The following is a 21,707-nucleotide window of genomic DNA, read 5'->3' as shown; positions in this document are numbered from 1 at the left end:
TATGAAACAAGCTAAATTTATCGTTGTAGAGGGCCTTGAAGGCGCGGGTAAAAGTACGGCAATTAATGCGGTACTCGATGTACTCAAGCAAGCGGGCATCGAATCGATTAGACATACTCGTGAACCTGGTGGCACCGTGTTAGCGGAGAAGCTACGTGAGCTGGTTAAGCAAGAGCATGAAGGTGAAGTTCTGCAAGATATGACGGAGCTTTTGATGATGTATGCTTCTCGTGTCCAGTTGGTTGAGAATGTCATTAAGCCTGCTCTTGCTCAAGGAACGTGGGTAGTGGGTGACCGTCACGACATGTCTTCGCAAGCTTATCAAGGCGGTGGTCGTCAGATCCCGCGTAAGACAATGCAAGCATTGCGTGAAACCACGTTGGGCGAGTTTAAGCCAGACTTTACTCTCTACCTTGATTTAGACCCGCGTGTGGGTTTAGAGCGTGCTCGTGGTCGTGGTGAGCTAGACCGCATTGAGAAAATGGACATGAGCTTTTTTGACCGCACTCGTGAACGCTACCTAGAAATCGCCGCGAGTGATGACAGCATTGTCGTCATCAACGCAGAGCAAGCGATGGAAAAGGTTGCGGAAGATATTCAGAACGCGCTCAAGCAATGGTTGGACACTAAGTAATGACGTCGCTTTATCCATGGTTAACACCATTATGGCAGCAATGGCAGACCCATTTAGAGGCTGAGCGTTTCCCCAATGCCGCCTTGTTGATTGCTAAGCCTGGATTTGGTGAAGAACAGTTGATATCGCTGTTCAGCCGAACCGTGATGTGCAGCAATTACACTTCTGAGCCATGTGGTTTTTGTCATAGCTGTCAACTGATGGAGTCAAGCAATCACCCTGACTTTCACTGGGTAAAACCTGAGAAAGAAGGGAAGGCGATCACGGTCGATCAAATTCGACATTGTAACAGACTCGCACAAGAGTCTTCGCAACTGTCTGGTTATCGAGTGATCGTCATCCAACCCGCAGATGTCATGAATGAATCTGCTGCCAACGCATTACTAAAAACACTGGAGACTCCGTCACCAAGCTGTCTGTTTTTGCTGGTCAGTAGTGCTGCGAGTCAGTTGTTACCAACCATAACCAGCCGTTGCCAGCAATGGCATATTAGCGCTCCAGATGCGGCTGAGTTAGCGGATTGGCTAGCGACACAGACACAACAGAGCGTACCGAGTTATGCGGTGCATATTAATGGTCACTCACCGTTAAACACATTAAGGTTTATCGAAGAAGGGGAGCAGCAACGCTACCTTGAGATTGAGCGGCAACTTACCGATATTGTCTGCCGAGGCGGTGATGCGGTGAAGCTAGCAAAGGAGCTTAGTGGTGATATTGAAAAGTCATTACAGTGGGTGTGGTATTTATTGACTGACGCCCAAAAAGCGCATTTTGCTTTATTGTCTTCTTCAGCGGTACCTGGGGCAAAGGCGTTGTCTGAGCAAATTGATTATAATCTGTTATATCAACAGACTCAGGCATTGCAACAGTTGATAGAGCAACTGACTGAGCACACGGGACTTAACCGTGAATTACTGATTTTAGACTGGTTATTTAAATTTAACGGGGAAACATGTTCGTAGATTCTCACTGCCATCTCGATAAGCTGGACTATCAAGAATTACATCAAGGGATTGCAGATGTGGTGGCCAAAGCGCAAGCTGCTAACGTCACGGAACTTTTGTCGGTAGGCGTTACGCTAGACGCTTTCCCAAATATGATCGAAATGATCACTCCTTTTGATAACGTATACGCCTCCTGCGGCGTACATCCGTTAGATGTGGAGAGTGATTTTAGTTTCGACTTAATGCAGCAATACGCTCAACATCCTAAAGTTGTTGCGATTGGTGAGACGGGGTTAGATTACCACTATCAGCCTGAGACTAAACCACTGCAACTTGAACGTTTCGAGCAACAAGTTGAGTTGGCGGTCGAGTTGAACAAGCCGCTGATTATTCATACTCGCAATGCGCGTCAAGATACGTTAGATATCTTACGCAATGGTGGCGCAGAGAAATGTGGTGGGGTGATTCACTGTTTTACCGAAGATATGGCTTTTGCCGAGGCTGCGATGGCACTTGGTTTCTATATCTCTATTTCAGGGATCGTCACATTCAGGCAAGCCACCGAGCTTAAAGAAGTGGTCAAAAACATTCCGCTCGAACGTTTACTCATTGAGACCGATTCTCCGTACTTAGCACCTGTCCCTCATCGCGGTAAGCAGAACCAACCAGCTTACGTTGTAGAGGTCGCGGCCTACATTGCGCAGCTCAAAGGTGTCGCTTTATCTCAGGTTGGGCAAAAAACCAGCGAAAACTTCCGAAATCTTTTTTTGAAGTAGAAAATGGAAAATGACTAAAAAAGGGGCGAAAGCCCCTTTTTTAGTTGAATAAATTTGATGTAAACGATTTTATGTTGATTGAAAACGTTAAATGTTAACCATCTCGATTAAAAATCGAGCGAGTGTAATTTTGTGATAAAAAATAACATTGAGTGGTATTTTATTCGACGGCTAAAATTAATGCTTTTTTGAAATTAATTTCTATAAATCAATAATTTAAGCGCGTTTTTTGTATGTTAAAATGTGTTTTTGCGTGTGATCTATCTATTAGTTTGAAATTAAAATTAATTGTCCACTAGCAAATGCGATGAACCTCAAGATATATTTAGAGGCAGAAAATATAACGTTACAAGTGGTTACATTTTCAATGGGTGCTAACATTTAGGCTACGGGGGTGTGCCGTTAGAGCCCAGATAACTCTAATAATCTTTCAGGAGCATAATCATGTTTAAGAACCTTTTTGCTAACCTGCAAAAAGTCGGTAAAGCTCTGATGCTTCCAGTATCGGTGCTTCCGGTTGCAGGTATCCTACTAGGTGTAGGTGCAGCTCATCTTAGCTTTATCCCAGAAATCGTTTCTAACCTAATGGAACAAGCGGGTGGCTCAGTATTCGGTCAAATGGCTCTGCTATTTGCTGTGGGTGTTGCGCTTGGTTTCACAAACAACGACGGTGTTGCAGGTCTTGCAGCAATCGTTGGTTACGGCATCATGGTTGCTACGCTAAGCGTTATGGCTGGCATCATGGGCGTTGAGAAGATCGACACAGGCGTACTAGGTGGTATCCTTGTCGGTGGTGTGGCTGCTTGGGCATTCAACCGTTTCTTCAAGATCCAACTTCCAGAATACCTAGGCTTCTTCGCAGGTAAGCGTGCAGTGCCAATCATCACTGGTTTTGCTGCAATCATCCTAGGTGTTGTTCTATCTATCGTATGGCCACCAATCGGCGGTGCAATTTCTGCATTCTCTGACTGGGCTGCACACCAAAACCCACAACTAGCGTTCGGTATCTACGGCGTAGTTGAGCGTTCTCTAATCCCATTCGGTCTACACCACGTTTGGAACGTACCATTCTTCTTCGAAGCGGGTACTTGTGTGAACGCAGCAGGCGAAACTCAAAACGGCGTACTAACTTGTTACCTAGTAGCAGACGAAGCTTCTCGCGCAGCGGGCAACGGTTTCGGTCAGCTAGCGGGCGGTTACATGTTCAAGATGTTTGGTCTACCAGCTGCAGCAATCGCGATTGCTCACTGTGCTAAACCAGAAAACCGCGCGAAAGTAATGGGTATCATGGCGTCAGCAGCTCTGACTTCATTCCTAACAGGTATTACTGAGCCAATCGAATTCTCATTCCTATTCGTTGCTCCAATCCTATACGGTATCCACGCTCTACTAGCTGGTTCTGCATACGTGGTTGCTAACACTCTAGGTTTTGTACACGGTACTTCATTCTCACACGGTCTAATCGACTTCCTAGTTCTTTCTGGTAACTCTCAGAAGATGGGTCTAATGGTCGCTGTAGGTCTTGTTTACGCAGCTATCTACTACGTGGTATTCCGCACAGTTATCACTGCGCTTGACCTTAAGACTCCTGGTCGTGAAGACGAATCTGATGACGCAGTAGCAGCAACTTCTGGCTCAGACATGGCTGGTGAACTAGTTGCGGCATTCGGCGGTAAAGAAAACATCACTGGTCTAGACGCATGTATCACTCGTCTACGTGTTGCAGTTGCTGATACAGCAGCCGTTGACCAAGACCAACTTAAGAAACTAGGTGCAGCAGGCGTTGTAGTAGTTGCAGGTGGTGTTCAAGCTATCTTCGGTACTAAGTCTGACAACCTAAAAACTGAAATGGATGAGTGGATTCGTAACCACTAATCTATAACGAATTATACCTTCCCCTATAGGTATACAAAGGAGGCTCAGGCCTCCTTTTTTCGTTTCTGCTCATCACTAATGGTGCTATCCGTTGCACTCCATCAGGTCATACTTCCTGCCACCTTTTCTTGAACCTAGCCTTAGGCTAACTTTGCTCTGACTTATATACGGGCTCTACCACGACAATAGAGGGGTACAGATACAACCATTAAGTCGGAGGACAAATGAAAGCAGTGGTAACGAGGTTTGCCCTAGGTAGCATGTTAGGTGCAATGACGTTCGTAGCACAGGCGAGCAATAACCAACCAGCAGAGTTGGCAGTAGGGCTTGCGGTTGACCAGCAATTGAGTGTGGTCGTTGAACTCGATAATCAGTACCGTTTTATTATCGGTAATCAAGGCGCTGCGTTTGACTACATCGCCAAAACGGGCCAGTTTGAGAGTGACGAACCGATAAGTTGGTATGTTGGTGTCGGCGCTTGGGGGGAATGGGAAGATGGTTTTGGCGCTCGAGTCCCACTAGGCATCAATTATCAAGTCAGTGATGGCTGGAAACTGTATGGACAAGTGCAACCTGAGTTAAATATGCACAAGGGATGGAAGCTAGATATTGGTGCGGCACTGGGTGCAAAATACCATTTTTAAACACGACTGCTTGTTGCATCAGTGGACCGCGATTAAAAATGCCGGCATGACGCCGGCATTTATCAGTGAAATAGGGTTACTCTCTATTCATCGCTCGCTTGATGCAGATAACCGCGCCACCCCAAGTGATGCCTAGCCCAATCACCATCATAATAATTGCACCTGTTGTCATGATTGTACCTCCTGTGGCTTGCTTGATGCGCCGTTGATAATGAATCCGAAGACAAGTAATGCACCCATCACTACCCATCCAAGAGTTAAGTCATAACCACCATAGCCTTCAGTAAATAGCGCTTGTAGCTTAGTGGCTAGAATGATGGCTAGCATCACTGGTGTGACAAAGCGGATACAGACATCAAACCATTGACCAATAGTAAAGTCAGACTTCGCGTTGACGTATTCGCGGACACTTGGCACTTTATTCAATAGCCAAGCCATCAGTACGACTTCAACCAACGCACCAACCATTATGCCGACGTTGTTCGCGAAGTGATCCACGAGGTCTAGTAGTAACAGACCGCCATTGGTTGCAAATGCCATAGAGAGAATAACACCCGTGCCAACAACGACATTGGCCGCTTTTTTACGGCTCCACTTAAGCTTGTCGATAATCGCAGAAGTGACGGCTTCCATGATAGAGATATGTGAGCTTAAACCTGCTACTACAAGAGCAAAGAAGAACAGTGGGCCAAGAACATAAGGTGCTGGCAATAGATTAATCGCAGCTGGCAAGGTAACAAATGCGAGGCCAACACCTGCCGATACAACTTCGGTAAGTGGTTTGCCTTGCTCTTGCGCCATGTAACCTAGCACAGAGAAAATCATAATCCCGGCTAAGATAGAGAAGCCGCAGTTAATCAACACGGTCATAAAGGCGTTGTTGGTGATATCTGACTTTTCAGGCAAGTAGCTTGAGTAGGCCAGCATGATGGCAAACCCGATACTTAGAGTGAAGAAGATCTGACCGTACGCGGCAGCCCAAACTTTTACATCCCAAATCTTGCTAAAGTCTGGTTCAAACATATAGTTCACGCCATCCAGTGCGCCTGGTAGGAAAATCATGCGACCAATAAGCAGTAATACCATAATAAACAGAATTGGCATCATGATCTTCGAGGCACGCTCAATCCCCGCTTTTACGCCACCGACGATTGCCGCATAGGTGATTGCCCATGCAATGAGCATCGCAATCGCGATCTTCCACTGAATGCTACCCAATGCTGTTGGAGAGTTGTCACCCCCAAGCTTTAAGTACTCGCCGAAGAAGAAAGCGTTTGTGTCGGTTCCCCAACTTTGGGTAAATGACATCCCAAAGTAAGAGATAGCCCAGCCAATGACCGCAACGTAGTAGATGGCGATAACTGCCGCGACGCCAACTTGGAACCAGCCAAGCCATTCGAACTTACTGTGGATCTTAGCTAATGTTTTTGGTGCGCTGCCACGATACTTCTGACCCATACTGAATTCCAAAATCATAAATGGAATACCAGCGGTCAGCATGGCAAATAGGTAAGGAATGAAGAAGGCGCCGCCGCCATTCTCATAGGCCATATATGGGAAACGCCAAATGTTACCCAATCCGATAGCAGATCCTACTGCCGCTAGAATAAATCCAGCACGGGATCCCCATTGTTCTCGCTTCATAGTTGACTCCTGTATACAACTCCCTGAGATATGAAGCTTTTCTTAGGCTTGGTTGCCTAGTTCTGAATGTAGGAAATAATGTGCTGTAAATCACACATGTTGCTTTGCTCTATCATCCATGAAATGGCAAAAGTTTGAATTTAAATTTTATGGGCCTAAAGAAAACTCAGAATATTGTTCTTAATATTACGATGTGTGTTTGCGAAAACTGAAATAATCAGCTACGCGTAAGGCAAAGATTAACGAGAAAATGTGGTTATGGCAATAGAATCGAACTGTTAACGTTAGGTTTCTTTATGGTGTATAAATTGTGTGTTTGGCTTTGTTGTGGTCAATTGATGTGGTTTCATCCCGATTAAACCTAGATAAATAACTTAAGAGAAGAGTTTTGTTGAAATAATAAACTTTTTTAATTGATAGCGAGTATGACTGATTTCTAGATGAACCCTTCGTTTTTTCGCTAGTACGTGAGCCAACAGTAAAACAATACACATATGGGTTGGCGTTTTGACTGGAAGGCCACGAATAGGTGGTTTGAATGACTGATCACTAAAATTGTCAGTTTCATACGCATATCCTTTCATTTGAGCTAATCTAAATGTGATAGTAGCGTCATAATTGCACTCAAAAAAAACGCATAAATTGAATGGTTTTCAAGCAAGTGTTATTTTTTTGTTAAGCGTAAAGGGAGGTGCTTATGGAAACAGATCTAAAGTATGCATTAGTCATTACAGCGACCATTTTTGCTGTACTAATTGGCTTTGGTATTATTGCCATCGCAACCGCTTAAGAGGCCGTTGTAAATGAGTAACAGCGGTGTTATTACGAACACTGCTAGTTTGGTCGACATCGATCGACTGTCCAAGTACACCAGTGGAGTGAACGCTCTGGTCGCTCAAGGAGGCGGACAAAGAGGCATATTCACCGCTGGTGTTTTGGATGCGTTTCTCCTTTCTGATTTTGATCCTTTTCACCGTTTTTATGGCACCTCTGCGGGGGCGCTTAACCTGTCCGCTTTCCTATGCCGGCAAAAAGGGATCGGTCGGTCGTTTATTCTGGAACTCACCACCTCTGCTGAGTTTTTCCATCTGTTTAGTTACATTCGACGTAAGCAGTACCTAGGATTGGATTGGGCGCTCGAGCAGATCTGTGATTTTCCATATCGTCTTGATATTGATATGGGGCGACGAGTGCTCGGCTCACGACAAGCTTTTGCGGCAGTGACGGATTCAACGCGTTTAATTGACCGCTACTTACCGATGCTGGGTGAAGATTGGAAAAAGGTACTGATAGCAAGTTGTGCAATACCTCGCTTGTATGAGCGCGAAGTGGCGTTTAGTCATGGGCGTTATATTGATGGGGGAGTGTCTGCTTCAATTCCCGTGCAAGAGGCGTGGCGGCAAGGTGCGCGCTGCATTGTGGTGATACGTACCGAAGAAGACGATACACCGATTCCCGAACCTTTGGTGAGCGAGCAGACCAATGTTGAGTGGTATCGTGATTCGTTAAATCTGGTGCAAGAACATTGGCAACAGAAGTTAAGCCAATGGAAAAACGACTGGAACGTCTTTTTTAACGAGCGAGTACAGCGTTCGAAGCAGGAAAAGCAGCAGCATTTGTTCGATTCACTCAATGGTGGACGCTGGTTGTTTGGCGCAGATGATATCTACCGTTTGAGCCACCTTTTGGGCGATGGCTTTGATTCCAGTCTAATGGATATGTTGATGGTACATTATCAAACATATTCGTTAACGCGGGATTTCCTTCTGTCTCCACCAGATGATTGCTATATCGTGCAGATTGCGCCATCACAACCATTACTTTCCAGTTCACTGATGAGTAGCCGAGAAGATATTCTGCACGATTATCAGCTTGGTTTAGATGCAGGATTGCGCTGCGTTGAGTCATTCGATTTATGCGGTCTTACCCGTTTGCCTAACGCGTTTAATTTCACTTCGTAATTGTATGACTGCAAATTTTTTTGCGCATTTGCGGTCAATATCTATGCAAAATTGTGTAGAAGCTCTAAAAATTCAATTTTTTCACAACGCAAAATAATATGTTTGCGGAGGAATTTATTGCTCCGCTATATGACAGGGAACACAAACAATTAGTCTTATACGTGATGCCTGTCACGGCGATCTACCAAGGCGCTTCACAATTACTTCGCAAAGTAAAAAAATTAGTTAGTTGTTGATTCTCGGAGTTTCTTTATATGTACATGGCTCAACCTGGCCATATTGATCACATCAAGCAGGTCAATGCTGGCCGTGTATATAAACTCATTGATCAAAAAGGCCCTATATCTCGAATCGACTTGTCGAAAGAGAGTGAACTTGCGCCAGCAAGTATTACGAAAATCACCCGAGAGTTGATTGAGGCACACCTAGTTCATGAAACCACTGTTCAGGAAGCGACCAGTCGTGGGCGTCCTGCTGTCGGTTTACAAGTGAATAATGAAGGTTGGCAGTTCTTATCAATGCGTCTTGGGCGTGGATATCTGACGATTGCTTTGCATGAACTTGGCGGCGATGTGCTGATCGATAATAAGATTGATATTCATGAAATCGATCAAGAAGATGTACTTGCCCGTTTACTGCACGAAATTGAAGAGTTCTTCCAGACCTATTCCGATCAACTTGATCGCGTGACCAGCATTGCCGTTACACTACCAGGCTTAGTTAACTCTGAGCAGGGCATTGTGCTGCAAATGCCGCACTACAATGTTGAGAATCTTGCCCTCGGTCCTGAAATTTACAAAGCGACCGGGTTACCAGTGTTTATTGCTAACGATACGCGAGCATGGGCGCTGGCGGAGAAGTTGTTTGGTCACTCGCAAGAAAACGAAAACTCAGTTCTGATTTCAATTCACCATGGTTTGGGTGCAGGGATCATTCTTGATGGCCGAGTTTTACAAGGGCGTCATGGCAATATTGGTGAGTTAGGGCATATCCAAATCGATCCTAACGGTAAGCGTTGTCATTGTGGTAACCGCGGTTGTCTTGAGACGGTAGCGAGCTCCCAAGCGATTCGCGATGAAGTCAAAGAACGTATTGCAAATGGTGAGTCATCGGTTCTTGCAGACATTGATGATGTTTCAGTTGAAGAGATCTGTGAGGCGGCTGTGAATGGCGATCCTCTTGCGGTTGATGTGATTGAAAAACTCGGACGCTATCTAGGTTCTGCTGCGGCTTTGATGATTAACCTGTTTAACCCAGAAAAAATTCTGATTGGCGGTGCGATTAACCAAGCTAAAGAGATTCTTTATCCAGCTATCCAGCAGTGTATTAAAGAGCAGAGTTTACCCGTTTATCACCTTGATTTAGAATTAGTTGAGTCTCGCTTCTATAAACAAGCAACTATGACTGGTGCTGCCCTCGTAAAACAGGCACTATATGATGGCTTATTGCTTATGAAAGTGATAGAAGGGTAATCAATTTATCTCGTTGAACGGTCTGTTTTTAAATATCGGTTATCAGCGAGGTGTAACACATCGTGCAATCTAGATAACTGCTGTAGAGATTCGATATGACTGGAGTATTAAACACTGTAGACCAACGCACTAAGCTGGTTGGTGAGAACCGCTTGGAGCTGTTGCTTTTTAGTTTAAATAGTCGCCAGATGTTCGCCATTAACGTGTTTAAAGTACGTGAAGTAATTAAAGTTCCACCTCTAACTAAAATGCCAGGCGCCCATTACAACATTACGGGTGTGGCATCCCTACGCGGTGTTTCTGTCCCAATTATTGACTTACGAGCAGCGATTGGCTTTCCACCATCTCGTCTTGAAAACCAAGAAGAAAACCTCATCATCACGGAATACAACCGTACGGTGCAAGGCTTCTTGGTGGGGCAGGTGCGTAATATCGTTAACACGACGTGGACGGATATTCAGCCACCACCTCGCACTGCGGGTCGTTCAAATTATCTCACTGCGATTACTCGTATTAAAGACAATGAAGGCGAGCACATCATCGAAATTATCGATGTGGAGAAAGTGCTAGCTGAGATCATTGATTATGATGTATCAATTTCTGAAGGCGTGCTGGACGAACAGCTAGCGGGCCAAATGGTTGGACGCAATGTGTTGATCGTTGATGACTCTTCGACTGCGCGCGCACAAGTGAAGGGAACCCTGTCTCAACTTGGTTTGAACATCATCGAATGTTGTGATGGTCTGCAAGCTTTAAGATTGCTTCAATCGTGGAGTGATGAAGGTAAGAATGTTGCAGAAGAGCTGTTGCTGATGATTACTGACGCGGAGATGCCTGAAATGGACGGCTATAAGCTGACCCATGAGGTTCGTTCAGATTCGCGCATGAAAGATCTGCATGTAGTGCTCAACACCTCACTCAGTGGTAGTTTTAACGATGCCATGGTGAAGAAAGTCGGTTGTGACCGCTTTATTTCCAAGTTCCAGCCAGATTTGTTGGTTGAAGTTACCCAAGACCGATTAAAAACGGTGTTAGGTTTGGATTGATAGAAAGGGAGCTTAGGCTCCCTTTTTTGATCATGGTTTTTAATGAAAATCCCGCGATTTGCTTTGTAAGCCATGCAGCGAATCGGTCAAGTCTTCTAGCCGACCGGCAATGACATGAGTGACTTCTCCCTCGCGTTCAAGGATGCCTTTAACGCGCAATATTTTTGCTGTCAAATAAGCTTTTTGTTGCGCTCTTGCTGTGGCTTGCCAAACCACGACATTAATATTTCCGGTGTCATCTTCGAGAGTAAAAAAGGTCACGCCAGCCGCGGTGCCGGGTGATTGCCTACCTGTGACCACACCAACCACAGTGACTAACGATTGGTGTGGTTTATCTTTTAACTGAGTCATACGAGTAAAGCGACCGAGCACGCCCGCATTGGCTAATAAAGTAATGGGGTGCTGAGTAAGAGAAAGCCCCATTGAGGCATAGTCTTCTAAGAGTGTTTGCACTTCACTTGGAGCATTAACCGGCGTAGCTATATCAGCCTCGGTGAGATTGTGAAATAACGGTAAATCTGACAGTGAGTCCATCATTGCCCAGCGAGTTTGATAACGGTTATTGGCGACCGTCTGCAGCGCATTAGCGGATGCAAGCAACTCAATATCACGTCGATTTAATCCAATCTGCTTAAGTTGAGTTGGATGATGAAAGCCCTGTATTGGGCGGGCGCGGATAAGGCGCTCGGCACTGTCTTGGCTCAGTCCCTTGACCTGTCGAAATCCAAGCCGAATTGCAACCCCATTTGGTGTACTGATCACCTGATGGTCGAAGTCTGAGTGATTAACACAGACCGGTAAGATCGTTAAGCCATGTCGTTTGGCATCTTGAATCAATTGTGAAGCGCTGTAAAAACCCATAGGTAAGCTATTGAGTAATGAGGTATAGAATGCCTCAGGGTAGTAGAACTTGAGCCATGCTGAGCAGTAGGCGAGCACCGCGAAGGAGGCCGAATGGCTCTCTGGAAAACCATACTCACCAAATCCCAAAATTTGGTCGAAAATGCGTTGAGCAAATTCTTCTTCATAGCCGCGACTGAGCATACCTTCGACCAACTTAGTGCGAAATTTTACTAAGTCTCCATTTTTCTTCCATGCCGCCATCGCTCGACGCAGTTGATCGGCTTCACCGCCAGAAAAACCTGCGGCGACCATCGCGAGTTTGATCACTTGTTCTTGGAAAATCGGTACACCCATGGTGCGTTCTAACACCTGTTTAACCTCGTCTGAGGGATAAGAAATATCCTCTTCACCATTACGGCGTTTTAAAAAAGGGTGCACCATATCGCCTTGAATAGGGCCCGGACGGACGATAGCAATTTGGATCACCAGATCATAGTAACTGGCGGGCTTGAGCCTTGGTAGCATGCTCATTTGTGCGCGAGACTCAATTTGGAATACGCCGACGGTATCCGCTCGCTGAATCATGCTATAGACGTTGGCATCGTCTTGGCGTCGGGTGATCTCGGCAATTGACAAGCGCTCACCATGAAAACGCTCAACCAATTGGAAGCATTTGCGTATAGCGCTGAGCATACCTAATGCCAGCACATCGACCTTGAGAAGAGCCAAGCTTTCTAAGTCGTCTTTATCCCACTGAATGACGGTTCGCTCTGCCATAGAAGCGTTCTCAATGGGCACCAACTCATAGAGAGGGCCGGATGAAATAACAAAACCGCCCACATGTTGAGATAAGTGACGAGGAAAACCGATGATGGCATTAACCAGTTGAATAAACTGCTCGCCTTTAAGAGAGTTGGGTTCAATACCGAGTTGAACGATTTGAGCTTGCCAGCCTTGTGCGCGGTCACGTCGATTGATGTTTTTAATAAAATAATCGAGTTGGCTTTCTTCAATACCTAGTGCTTTGCCGACATCGCGAACAGCACTTTTAAAACGGTATGAGATCACCGTCGCGGCCAGTGCTGCGCGCTCGCGACCATATTTTTGGTAGATATATTGGATCACCTCTTCGCGGCGTTGATGCTCAAAGTCGACGTCAATATCTGGTGGCTCATCACGCTCTTTACTAATAAAACGTTCAAATAGAACCGAGATTTGTCTTGGATCTACCGAGGTAATCTCAAGGCAATAACAGACAACCGAGTTCGCAGCAGATCCTCGCCCTTGGTAAAGAATACCACTGCGTTTAGCAAACATAACGATGTCGTGAATCGTCAAGAAGTAAAACGGGTAATTCAACTCTTCGATCAAGCTTAACTCTTTCTCGATGGTTTCTTCGATATCAACAGGGACACCTTGAGGAAAACGCAGTTGCGTACCGTAATCAACGAGTTTGCGTAGATGACTCATTGGTGTTTCACCATTGGGGATCAGCTCACTCGGGTACTCATATCTCAACTCGCTCAAACTGAAGGTACAACGTTGAGCTATGTGTACGCTCTCTTGTAACCATTGTGGTTTAAAGAGCTTACTGAGTTTATCGATACTGCGTAGCGAGCGTTCAGTATTCACCAGTAGATGCCCGCTGAGCGCATTGACACTACCGCCATGTTTGATTGCGGTTAAGGTATGTTGTAACGGTAGGCGGGTAGCGGTGTGCATCAGTACGCCCCCACAGGCAGTGATCGGTAGTTGTAACTCGGCGGCTAACTGTTGGCAGTGGGCTAGATAAGTGTGGTCATCACTGCCTAGATGACGCTGTATACCAAGCCAAAGGCGACCATCATGATGTTGTGCTAGCCAGCGTCCCCATTTTTGATCATAGGTTTGTTGAGTGGGCAACCATAGCAGCAAACAGTGGCGTATCGACATTAAATCCCACTCAGAAAGCTGATACTCGCCTTTGTCACTGCGGCGGCGCGCGTTGGTGATAATACGGCACAGCTCGGCATAGGCTTGGCGGTTTGGGCACAAGAGCACCACTTGGCACTCTTTATTGAGCCAGAACATGCTGCCAATAATCAGTTTTACCCCAAGTTGATGGCTCTTTATTGCCGTGTGCGCTCTTACTACGCCGGCAACAGAGCATTCATCGGTGATCGCCAGTGATCGATAGCGAAGAAAATCGGCTTGTAAAATCAACTCTTCAGCATGGGAAGCGCCAGTTAGAAAAGAGAAGTTACTTTGGCAAAATAGTTCAGCGTAGGCCATAGTCGCTCCTTATCTAACTAAATTGCCCGTGGAGGAACCACTGCTTATCTTGGTTACGAAAAACCCATAGCCAACGACCACTGTGACTGCGGGCGATAAAGTAATCTCGGGTAATATCGTCACCATCCCACCAACCCGTGACAAAGCGTTCAGGACCTTGCTCAATGGTCACTTTCTCTTGTAAAGGTTCCGGCGTAGGTAAGAGAAAACTTGGTCGGCAGCGATTGACATGTGGTTTGACTGGGATCGGCAGCGTAGGGTCACACAATTGGGTCGCTTTTTCTGGGCGAGGGTCGTGGCTCAGCGCCACTTTACGCACTTTCTCTTTACCAAGCTTAGCTTGCAGCAAACCGATTAACTCCAGTGATGACTGTTTGCCTTGAGTTCCATTAAACATATCGCGGCTGGTGGCATCTAACTGACCTCCACGCACAATGGTGAGGGTTAACCCCTGCACGGGGGCCGTTAACTTGAGAGACTCCAATGTTAACTGGCATAATTTAAGCCATTGATGTGCCATATAGTCACCACAAGCCGAAGTAAAGTGAATAGTATCGGTTTGCTTGTCTCGTTGATGTAACGTGAGTTGTAGCTCATAGGCAACACGGTTACGTAGCGTTAAAAACAGCTCTAAATGTTGCAATAGCTTTTTGAGTGGTCTTTCTAGCCATTGGATATTTTCAATTTCATACAGCAGCTCAAGGTAACGATGGAACTTCTCTGGCGGGTGATAAAAGTCTACGGGATGCTTAAATTGCCCCAGTAGGCGCCCTACATAGTTCACCAAATCAATATCAAAACGACGTGCCAACTCAGACATAGGTAGGTTCAACAATTCAGCTAAGGTGTTGACGCCAACCCGTAGCAGCGAGTCCACTTGTTTCTCTGGTAGCTCCGTGGCAGAGATCGGGTAGCTATCGAGCCTTTCTCGTAATTGTTCTTTGTCGTTGGAGATAAGCATCGTCGCCGATTTAGCGAGTAACATCGCTGAATAAGGGGAAAATCCAGTGGAATAGTAGTAACGATAGCCCAATTGATCGAGGTGCTGAGACAATGTGTGCCAATAGTCATTCAACCCGCCATAGAGCGAAAGCATATTGCTGACTTTTAGCAATACACCTTGCGGTGGTTGCAGTACGATATCGGAGGTCACTAAATAAAGCCACTGTGCAATATCGAGTAAAGTTTGCTGTTCTTGACCCGCTTGGTAAGGGTGAACTTGTAATTGGTGGCACAGTGCGCTCGCACTGCCTAATCCCATACCAATCTTGATCCCATGTTCCAATGCCAGCGAATTCGCTTGGGTGATTTGAAAGCGTTGTCCATCGACCAACACAATCGGCTGGTCGCTTTGTTCGGCAAAAAGTGCATCCAGTTGTAGTGCTGGAAAATGAAGATAAAGCCACAATTGCATCAATTAACCTTGCTTGCGCAGTGGGAAAGGAATCACCACCGGCTCCGGTTGTGTCATGGTTAACTGTGACCAGCGTGAGCGCATATCTAGGACAAAACTGCCGTGTGACCATCCCCCTTTACGTTTAGTGATGGTGACGGTTAAACCATGAATATGCGGTTCTAAGCGCATGCTCAAGCTGACTGGAAGAGAAAAGATATCTTGCTGGTTCTGTTTAAATAAAAAATGGAGGCAGTGGCCTGTTTCACTCGCGACCTGTAAACGACGAGCTTGGTGTACTTCCAGCTCTGATTGCCATAATAGAACATTGCTGCAAGCGCCGCTTTTTAAACACTGCTCAGCAGCCCATAGCGCATGCTGTGGGCTCTCAGGGTAAATCAGTAGGATTTGGTTAAGATCGAACCCTTGCTCAATAAGCATTTCGGCGCAGAGGTAGCCCGGTGGCTGAATAAACACACTCATGCGCTCTTCGCTGGTTGCTAATAGGTGAGGAAGCAGTAATCTTAATTCGCCAATACCAGAAGCACTTTGCAACTCAACCACGCCATGCTTAGGGAACCCCCCTTCGAGTTTGCTGTCGAGCAGTGCAAAACCAGTCGGATAACTTTCGGTTGGCTCAGGTTGCGCATTACCTTGCCATAGCAAGTGTTGCTGCTTTAAGTGTTCAATCAGTTCAGACATAGGCGGTGGATAAATAAAATACCTGTATATTTGTACAGTATAATTTATCCTGTCAGCACTGCAATAGGGAAGAAATAAAAAACGCCTTGCTCAGTTGCAAGGCGTTGATTTACCAGCCGAGTAATTTCAGTGATTGTCTTGAAAGTGTTACTGGGCTTTCTTTGGTTGCGCGTCTAAACATTGGCCGTGAACGGCCTTGCCTTCTGGCGCCATCAAATAAAGATAGAGGGGCATAATATCCGCCGGTGTCTTCAGTAAATCAGTATCTTCCGCTGGGTAAGCTTTGGCGCGCATACCGGTACGAGTACCGCCGGGGTTAATGGCATTAACGCGGATATTCGTATCGCTGAGTTCATCGGCGAGTACCTGCATCATACCTTCTGTCGCAAATTTTGAAATCGCATAAGTTCCCCAAAATGCGCGTCCAATATGGCCGACAGATGACGAGGTGAAAACCATACGAGCGTCATTCGATTTGCGTAGCAGTGGCAGCAGCGCTTGTGACATCAAAAACTGTGCTTTGACATTAATTTGCATCACATCATCAAAGCTATCTTCGCCAATCTGATCAAATGGGCTGATCACACCTAGAATACCAGCATTGTGCAAAACGCCATCTAGGCGACCAAATTGACTCTCAATAGTGTCAGCCATATCTAAGTAGTTTTGCTTCGTTGCGCCTTTCATATCGAGTGGGATAATCGCTGGCTGAGGGTAACCAACCGCTTCGATTTCATCGTAAGTCTGCTCAAGTTTCTTCACCGTGCGACCTAATAAGATCACCGTTGCACCATGTTGGGCAAAGCTCATTGCTGCTTGTTTACCGATACCGGCTCCTGCGCCAGTAACGAGGATGACTTTATCTTTTAAGGCGTTATCAGCAACTGAATAATCCACGCTATGCTTCCTTTTTGTTATGAACTACTTTTTGTCTTCGTGACAAGATGGTATACCCAGTCCTACTTGAAGTGGTTTGGGTATATGTGGCTTTAATGATGGCTCAGTGACTCACTCCCAATGAAGCTCGCACCTTGAGGTTACTTGGGTATACAATACACTAATTCGCATATTGAGAGGATAATCAGCTTGGAATTTTTGTTGGACTACGGCTTATTTTTGGCCAAGATTGTGACTGTGGTAGTCGCATTGGCTGCGATTCTTATTATTGTTAAAAGCGCTGGTGGACGCAGTGGAGCTGCAAAAGGTGAACTGGAAATTACAGACCTAACCGAGCAGCACAAACATACGGTCGAACAGTTAGAGCATCATCTCCACGATGAGGCGTTCTTAAAGGCGCGAGGCAAAGCCGAGAAGAAGCAAGAGAAAGAGAAAAACAAAGCGCGCGAAAAAGAGATCAAACAAGCTGCCAAAGAGGGAGAGCTAGAGAGTAAGCGCGAACCTCATCTTTTTGTACTGGATTTTAAAGGTAGCATTGATGCCAAAGAAGTGGCCTCACTGCGTGAAGAAGTGACGGCTATATTAGCGGTTGCATGTGAAGGGGATGAAGTACTCCTACGTCTAGAGTCTGGCGGTGGTATGGTACATGGTTACGGCTTAGCTTCTTCACAACTGGATCGTTTGAAAGCTGCGGGTCTACCCCTAACGATTTCTGTCGATAAAGTGGCGGCAAGTGGTGGCTACATGATGGCCTGTATTGCCGATAAAATTGTCTCTGCGCCATTTGCTATTGTGGGCTCGATTGGCGTGATTGCCCAGTTACCGAACTTTAATAAAGTACTGAAAAAATATGATATTGAATATGAGCAACTGACGGCGGGTGAATACAAACGTACGTTGACAATGTTTGGTGAAAATACCGATAAAGCTCGTGAAAAATTCAAACAAGAGCTAGAGGAAACTCACGTTCTATTTAAAGACTTTATTCGTGAGCGTCGACCAGATCTTGATTTAGAAAAAGTAGCAACAGGTGAGCATTGGTTTGGTTCACAAGCATTGTCACTGGGTCTGGTTGATGAAATCAAAACGTCAGACGATTTAGTGGTTGAAGCGTGTAAAGACAAGACTGTGCTGGCAATTCACTATGTTGAGAAGAAGAAAATTACCTCTAAGCTTGCTGCGCTAATGGGTGAAGCTGCCGACAATGTGCTGATGAAATTGATTGACCGAGGCCAACGTCCAATTGTGTAGTTGAGTTGTTGTCTTTAAGAGGCCGCACTTTGATAGTGCGGTTTTTTATTATCTGAACCATTCGCTCCCGCCAGTTTCATCAAAAATATGATGAAACGGCAGTGTTAATGCTGAAAATAGCGATAAACCATCACAATGAAATCTATCATGCACAACTGATCGGCTAAAACTTTCCTACCGTAGAACACCTTCGATTGGATGGAAACAGTAATTCCATATTCACTACAGAGGAAAGTATCTATGTTAAAACGCATCTTAGTCATTATGACCGCCATGTTTGCCACGCTCGTAATGCTGTCACCGGTTCACGCCCATGACCATGGAATGAAAAAAGCCGACATTGTTGATGTTGCGGTTGAAAATGGTTCATTTAATACTCTTGTGGCTGCGGTCAAAGCGGCGGGGTTGGTTGATACGTTGAAAGGGGAAGGACCTTTTACCGTTTTTGCGCCTACCGATGACGCGTTTGCTAAGCTACCGGATGGGACTGTTGAGATGCTATTAAAGCCAGAGAACAAAGATAAGCTGGTAGCAATTCTCACTTATCATGTCGTGCCGGGTAAAGTGATGGCAGCGGATGTAGTGAAGTTGGATAAAGCCACAACGGTGCAAGGTCAAGACGTGATGATTGCGGTGAAAGGTGACAAAGTGATGGTCGACAATGCCACGGTTGTAGCCACCGACGTTAAGGCAAGTAATGGTGTGATTCACGTGATTGATAGCGTAATCATGCCGAAATAAAAAAAAGGGAGCTGTGACTAAGAGCTCCCTGAAGTAACACCTATAGGGGGTGGGTGTTACTTCCTCTTCTTGCCAGAGCGAACAAGGCGAGGAAGTTAGGTTTTATTACAGTTTACCTTCGCTACCACACATGTGGATTTTATCCATCACCACTTGTTTCATTGCCGTTTTACCCGGAGTGATATATTTACGCGGATCGTTGGCATCGGGATGCTCAGCAAAGTGTTGCTTCACTGCATTAGAGAAGGCAATTTTGAGTTCAGTTGCGACATTGACTTTACAGACACCAAGGTCAATACAACGACGAACCATCTCATCCGGTACACCAGATGCGCCGTGCAGCACAAGTGGAATATCAACAACCGAACGAATCTTCGCTAGACGGTCAAAGTCAAGTTTAGGCTCTGCCTTGTAAAGACCATGTGCAGTACCAATTGCCACGGCCAGTGAATCAATGCCAGTACGACGCACAAATTCAGCGGCAGAGGCAGGATCAGTCATTAATGCATCTGCACTGTCGACAATCAAGTCATCTTCTTGGCCGCCTAAGCGTCCCAGTTCCGCCTCAACGCTGGCATCGAAACGGTTACAGTAATCAACCACTGAGCGCACGATTTCGATGTTTTGATCGAAGGCATAGTGTGAACCATCGATCATGACCGAGCGGATACCGTGGTCGACTTTGGTACGGATATCTTGCAGATCTTCATGGTGGTCAAGGTGCAGTACCAAAGGAATCGAATGCTTATGCGCAGCTTCTTTACAGATACTGATTAAGTAATCGGTGCCAGCGTAGTCATAAGTACCTGGTGTGCCCGCAAGAATCACAGGAGAGCCCATCTCTGATGCTGTTTCGACGATCACTTGCACAGTTTCTAGGTTATGAATATTGAATGCAGGAACTGCGTAGCCACCTTGCTGAGCACGTTTAAGCATTTCACGAGAAGAGATTAGATACATAAAGCCTCCTGACTTGGTACTGAGTCAGCCTCGAATACAAGACGTCCGTTTACCCAAGTTTTTGCAATTGAGAAATCTGATTGAACTGCCACCATAGAAGCACGTTTGCCGACCTCTAAGCTGCCCAGTTGATGTTGTAAACCTAACGATTGAGCCGGTGTTAACGAGGCCATCAGCCAAGCCTGCTCAAGGGGTAATTGAAGCCACTGCGCAATGTTCTGTACTGCGCGAGATAGCGTTAACGCACTGCCTGCAAGTCCACCACTGTCTGTAGTGACGACGCCATCTTTCATATGCACCGTGTACTCGCCGAGGGTATAGTCGCCATTTGGCATGCCTGTGGCGCTCATCGCATCAGTGATTAGGGTCATGCGATTGCCGCAGCAACGATGTGCGATATCTATTGCGGCGGGATGAACATGGTGCCCATCGGCAATCATCTCGACATAACTGTTCGGGTGGACAAAACCTGCGCCAACCACTCCAGGGTCACGATGATGCAAACCACGCATACCGTTGTAACAGTGAACCAAACCACTCGCGCCAGCATCCAGTGCTTGTTTGACAATGTCATAACTGGCATCGCTGTGACCCAGCATCACCTTGATGCCTTGTTTTTTTAGGTAGCGAATCGCCTCCAGCGCTCCCGACTTTTCTGGTGCGAGGGCGAACGTAATCAAATGGTTGTCACTGTATGAGATCCAGTTGTCGATCTCTTCAATAGAGAGATCTCTAAACCATTCTGTTGGTTGTGCCCCTTTGTGTTTTTCGGTGAAATAAGGGCCTTCTAAGTAAGCCCCTAGGATTTCGGCACCACCGACACCGATTTGCTTACTTTTGGTAATTTGTTGTAGTGCAGCGCGAATTTTAGCCACCGGCGCTGTGAGGGTGGTTGGGACGAATGCGGTCACCCCAAGGCTGGCAAAATAACGCGACATGGTGTCTAAACTTTCATGCTTAGCATCCATCACATCACAGCCTCTCGCGCCGTGAACGTGACTGTCGATTAGGCCTGGGAGTAAACTGACGTCGCCCAAATCCATGACGTTGATATGTTGTTTAGCATCAAAAGGTTCAATCGTATTGATGATGCCTTGCTCATCGATTTGAATCACAGCATCGTTGAGCCATGTGTCACCGTGTAATATGCGTTCAGCTCGATAGCTAAATTGAGTCACGCTTTTTCGTTCAGATTCCATCTTCTTCTACCGTGTCTGCGTGTTCGGCTTTGAGTGCCATTTCGGCAGCCAAAGAGGTGATTCCTCGATGTCCACACTCAACTGCTTGGTCACGGAATTCGATTAAGTTGAGTTCATCGCGTTCAAGTAACATTTCCGCTGCCATTTGCATGTTTGTGCCTGTAACAACTTGAATATCGTCGCGCTCTTGGCTGATTAGTGATGCGGTTCTAAATGGAGTGCCACCTAGTAGATCAGTCAGGAATACAATGCCTTCACCAGAGTCGATTTCTTTGATAGCGTCACGCATCGCCGCTTCAAGTTGTGGTGTGGTTGCTTCTTCTGGAAAGTCGATAAATTTAAACTGAGGTTGTTCACCAATTACTTGAAAAACCGCTTTAGCAAGACCTGAAGCGAAGCCACCGTGGCCAGATAAAATAACTGCAATCATTTTTGTTTCCTTAGGGGGGCTGAT

General features: G+C 46.0%; 20 protein-coding genes. 11 read left to right on the top strand and 9 right to left on the bottom strand.

Translation table 11 applies throughout. From position 1 onward, the window contains the following. The first annotated feature begins 1 nt into the window (after position 1). The 5 genes from tmk to GZK95_RS09720 all read left to right on the top strand — a co-directional run bounded on the left by tmk (position 2) and on the right by GZK95_RS09720 (position 4,873). Complete coding sequence (gene tmk, locus GZK95_RS09740; RefSeq protein ID WP_075708164.1) at positions 2-634, top strand: dTMP kinase; 633 nt, start codon at positions 2-4, stop codon at positions 632-634. Then, a complete protein-coding gene (gene holB / locus GZK95_RS09735; protein WP_075716586.1) occupies positions 634-1,596 on the top strand; it encodes a DNA polymerase III subunit delta' in 963 nt (320 codons plus the stop codon). The genes tmk and holB overlap by 1 nt, the downstream gene beginning before the upstream one ends. Beyond that, positions 1,587-2,354 carry a TatD family hydrolase gene (locus GZK95_RS09730; RefSeq protein ID WP_075708160.1) on the top strand — a complete coding sequence of 256 codons (768 nt, stop codon included), beginning with the start codon at positions 1,587-1,589 and terminating at the stop codon, positions 2,352-2,354. The genes holB and GZK95_RS09730 overlap by 10 nt, the downstream gene beginning before the upstream one ends. Before the next feature lie 444 nt (positions 2,355-2,798). Further along, on the top strand, positions 2,799-4,229 hold the full coding sequence (ptsG, locus tag GZK95_RS09725; RefSeq protein ID WP_075715908.1) for a PTS glucose transporter subunit IIBC: 1,431 nt from the start codon (positions 2,799-2,801) through the stop codon (positions 4,227-4,229). 260 nt (positions 4,230-4,489) lie between these two features. Beyond that, positions 4,490-4,873, top strand: coding sequence for a hypothetical protein (locus GZK95_RS09720; protein ID WP_404817699.1), 384 nt, complete (start codon positions 4,490-4,492; stop codon positions 4,871-4,873). Positions 4,874-4,949: 76 nt separating this feature from the next. Here the strand turns inward: GZK95_RS09720 and GZK95_RS09715 are convergent, their stop codons facing one another. Both GZK95_RS09715 and GZK95_RS09710 read right to left on the bottom strand, forming a co-directional pair. Then, the gene (locus tag GZK95_RS09715) at positions 4,950-5,045 is read right to left on the bottom strand and encodes a MetS family NSS transporter small subunit (RefSeq protein WP_139315089.1); all 96 of its coding nucleotides are present in this window, start codon (positions 5,043-5,045) and stop codon (positions 4,950-4,952) included. Continuing rightward, positions 5,042-6,517 carry a sodium-dependent transporter gene (locus GZK95_RS09710; protein WP_075708154.1) on the bottom strand — a complete coding sequence of 492 codons (1,476 nt, stop codon included), beginning with the start codon at positions 6,515-6,517 and terminating at the stop codon, positions 5,042-5,044. Before GZK95_RS09710 ends, GZK95_RS09715 begins: the two co-directional genes overlap by 4 nt. 697 nt (positions 6,518-7,214) lie before the next feature. On the opposite strand from GZK95_RS09710, the gene cydH reads away from it, so the two are divergent. The 4 genes from cydH (at position 7,215) to GZK95_RS09690 (ending at position 10,996) form a co-directional block, all read left to right on the top strand. Next, the gene (gene cydH / locus GZK95_RS09705) at positions 7,215-7,307 is read left to right on the top strand and encodes a cytochrome bd-I oxidase subunit CydH (RefSeq protein WP_139312634.1); all 93 of its coding nucleotides are present in this window, start codon (positions 7,215-7,217) and stop codon (positions 7,305-7,307) included. A gap of 13 nt (positions 7,308-7,320) precedes the next feature. Next, positions 7,321-8,478: a patatin-like phospholipase family protein gene (locus GZK95_RS09700; RefSeq protein WP_075708150.1), complete on the top strand. Its 1,158-nt coding sequence runs from the start codon at positions 7,321-7,323 to the stop codon at positions 8,476-8,478. A gap of 254 nt (positions 8,479-8,732) precedes the next feature. Continuing rightward, positions 8,733-9,950 carry a sugar metabolism global transcriptional regulator Mlc gene (gene mlc, locus GZK95_RS09695; RefSeq protein ID WP_075715906.1) on the top strand — a complete coding sequence of 406 codons (1,218 nt, stop codon included), beginning with the start codon at positions 8,733-8,735 and terminating at the stop codon, positions 9,948-9,950. A 95-nt stretch (positions 9,951-10,045) separates the two neighbouring features. Continuing rightward, positions 10,046-10,996: a chemotaxis protein CheV gene (locus GZK95_RS09690; RefSeq protein ID WP_075708146.1), complete on the top strand. Its 951-nt coding sequence runs from the start codon at positions 10,046-10,048 to the stop codon at positions 10,994-10,996. A gap of 39 nt (positions 10,997-11,035) precedes the next feature. Here the strand turns inward: GZK95_RS09690 and GZK95_RS09685 are convergent, their stop codons facing one another. The 4 genes from GZK95_RS09685 to GZK95_RS09670 form a co-directional block, all read right to left on the bottom strand. After that, positions 11,036-14,110 (bottom strand): error-prone DNA polymerase, encoded by a 3,075-nt coding sequence (locus GZK95_RS09685; RefSeq protein ID WP_075715905.1) that lies wholly within the window; start codon positions 14,108-14,110, stop codon positions 11,036-11,038. A gap of 13 nt (positions 14,111-14,123) precedes the next feature. Then, on the bottom strand, positions 14,124-15,524 hold the full coding sequence (locus GZK95_RS09680) for a Y-family DNA polymerase (protein ID WP_075715904.1): 1,401 nt from the start codon (positions 15,522-15,524) through the stop codon (positions 14,124-14,126). A 3-nt stretch (positions 15,525-15,527) separates the two neighbouring features. Further along, entirely contained in the window at positions 15,528-16,205 is a 678-nt protein-coding gene (imuA, locus tag GZK95_RS09675; RefSeq protein WP_075715903.1) for a translesion DNA synthesis-associated protein ImuA, read from the bottom strand. Between the two features lie 147 nt (positions 16,206-16,352). Next, positions 16,353-17,102 carry a YciK family oxidoreductase gene (locus GZK95_RS09670; protein ID WP_075715902.1) on the bottom strand — a complete coding sequence of 250 codons (750 nt, stop codon included), beginning with the start codon at positions 17,100-17,102 and terminating at the stop codon, positions 16,353-16,355. 189 nt (positions 17,103-17,291) lie between these two features. Here GZK95_RS09670 and sohB point away from each other — a divergent pair, with 189 nt between their 5' ends. Continuing rightward, the gene (sohB, locus tag GZK95_RS09665) at positions 17,292-18,353 is read left to right on the top strand and encodes a protease SohB (RefSeq protein ID WP_075708136.1); all 1,062 of its coding nucleotides are present in this window, start codon (positions 17,292-17,294) and stop codon (positions 18,351-18,353) included. 240 nt (positions 18,354-18,593) lie between these two features. Then, complete coding sequence (locus tag GZK95_RS09660; RefSeq protein WP_075708134.1) at positions 18,594-19,094, top strand: fasciclin domain-containing protein; 501 nt, start codon at positions 18,594-18,596, stop codon at positions 19,092-19,094. Between the two features lie 105 nt (positions 19,095-19,199). Here GZK95_RS09660 and GZK95_RS09655 read toward each other — a convergent pair whose 3' ends face one another. The 3 genes from GZK95_RS09655 to agaF are packed head-to-tail and all read right to left on the bottom strand — an operon-like array spanning position 19,200 to position 21,683. Then, on the bottom strand, positions 19,200-20,054 hold the full coding sequence (locus tag GZK95_RS09655; protein WP_075708130.1) for a tagatose bisphosphate family class II aldolase: 855 nt from the start codon (positions 20,052-20,054) through the stop codon (positions 19,200-19,202). Next, positions 20,045-21,253 carry an N-acetylglucosamine-6-phosphate deacetylase gene (nagA, locus tag GZK95_RS09650; RefSeq protein WP_075715901.1) on the bottom strand — a complete coding sequence of 403 codons (1,209 nt, stop codon included), beginning with the start codon at positions 21,251-21,253 and terminating at the stop codon, positions 20,045-20,047. Before nagA ends, GZK95_RS09655 begins: the two co-directional genes overlap by 10 nt. Next, a complete protein-coding gene (agaF, locus tag GZK95_RS09645; protein ID WP_075715900.1) occupies positions 21,243-21,683 on the bottom strand; it encodes a PTS galactosamine/N-acetylgalactosamine transporter subunit IIA in 441 nt (146 codons plus the stop codon). The genes nagA and agaF overlap by 11 nt, the downstream gene beginning before the upstream one ends. Between the last annotated feature and the right edge of the window lie 24 nt (positions 21,684-21,707).

It is taken from the genome of Vibrio panuliri, assembly GCF_009938205.1.
Lineage (GTDB): Bacteria > Pseudomonadota > Gammaproteobacteria > Enterobacterales > Vibrionaceae > Vibrio > Vibrio panuliri.
This window is presented reverse-complemented; position numbering and strand designations above follow the sequence as displayed.

What these genes read in the sequence shown, in the direction of transcription:
- GZK95_RS09710 (WP_075708154.1), bottom strand. Translation starts at nt 6,517, where the DNA reads ATGAAGCGAGAACAATGGGGATCCCGTGCTGGATTTATTCTAGCGGCA.
- GZK95_RS09680 (WP_075715904.1), bottom strand. Translation starts at nt 15,524, where the DNA reads ATGCAATTGTGGCTTTATCTTCATTTTCCAGCACTACAACTGGATGCA.
- holB (WP_075716586.1), top strand. Translation starts at nt 634, where the DNA reads ATGACGTCGCTTTATCCATGGTTAACACCATTATGGCAGCAATGGCAG.
- cydH (WP_139312634.1), top strand. Translation starts at nt 7,215, where the DNA reads ATGGAAACAGATCTAAAGTATGCATTAGTCATTACAGCGACCATTTTT.
- GZK95_RS09685 (WP_075715905.1), bottom strand. Translation starts at nt 14,110, where the DNA reads ATGGCCTACGCTGAACTATTTTGCCAAAGTAACTTCTCTTTTCTAACT.
- ptsG (WP_075715908.1), top strand. Translation starts at nt 2,799, where the DNA reads ATGTTTAAGAACCTTTTTGCTAACCTGCAAAAAGTCGGTAAAGCTCTG.
- tmk (WP_075708164.1), top strand. Translation starts at nt 2, where the DNA reads ATGAAACAAGCTAAATTTATCGTTGTAGAGGGCCTTGAAGGCGCGGGT.
- GZK95_RS09655 (WP_075708130.1), bottom strand. Translation starts at nt 20,054, where the DNA reads ATGTATCTAATCTCTTCTCGTGAAATGCTTAAACGTGCTCAGCAAGGT.
- mlc (WP_075715906.1), top strand. Translation starts at nt 8,733, where the DNA reads ATGTACATGGCTCAACCTGGCCATATTGATCACATCAAGCAGGTCAAT.
- GZK95_RS09715 (WP_139315089.1), bottom strand. Translation starts at nt 5,045, where the DNA reads ATGACAACAGGTGCAATTATTATGATGGTGATTGGGCTAGGCATCACT.
- GZK95_RS09700 (WP_075708150.1), top strand. Translation starts at nt 7,321, where the DNA reads ATGAGTAACAGCGGTGTTATTACGAACACTGCTAGTTTGGTCGACATC.
- GZK95_RS09720 (WP_404817699.1), top strand. Translation starts at nt 4,490, where the DNA reads ATGTTAGGTGCAATGACGTTCGTAGCACAGGCGAGCAATAACCAACCA.
- GZK95_RS09660 (WP_075708134.1), top strand. Translation starts at nt 18,594, where the DNA reads ATGTTAAAACGCATCTTAGTCATTATGACCGCCATGTTTGCCACGCTC.
- imuA (WP_075715903.1), bottom strand. Translation starts at nt 16,205, where the DNA reads ATGTCTGAACTGATTGAACACTTAAAGCAGCAACACTTGCTATGGCAA.
- agaF (WP_075715900.1), bottom strand. Translation starts at nt 21,683, where the DNA reads ATGATTGCAGTTATTTTATCTGGCCACGGTGGCTTCGCTTCAGGTCTT.
- nagA (WP_075715901.1), bottom strand. Translation starts at nt 21,253, where the DNA reads ATGGAATCTGAACGAAAAAGCGTGACTCAATTTAGCTATCGAGCTGAA.
- GZK95_RS09690 (WP_075708146.1), top strand. Translation starts at nt 10,046, where the DNA reads ATGACTGGAGTATTAAACACTGTAGACCAACGCACTAAGCTGGTTGGT.
- GZK95_RS09730 (WP_075708160.1), top strand. Translation starts at nt 1,587, where the DNA reads ATGTTCGTAGATTCTCACTGCCATCTCGATAAGCTGGACTATCAAGAA.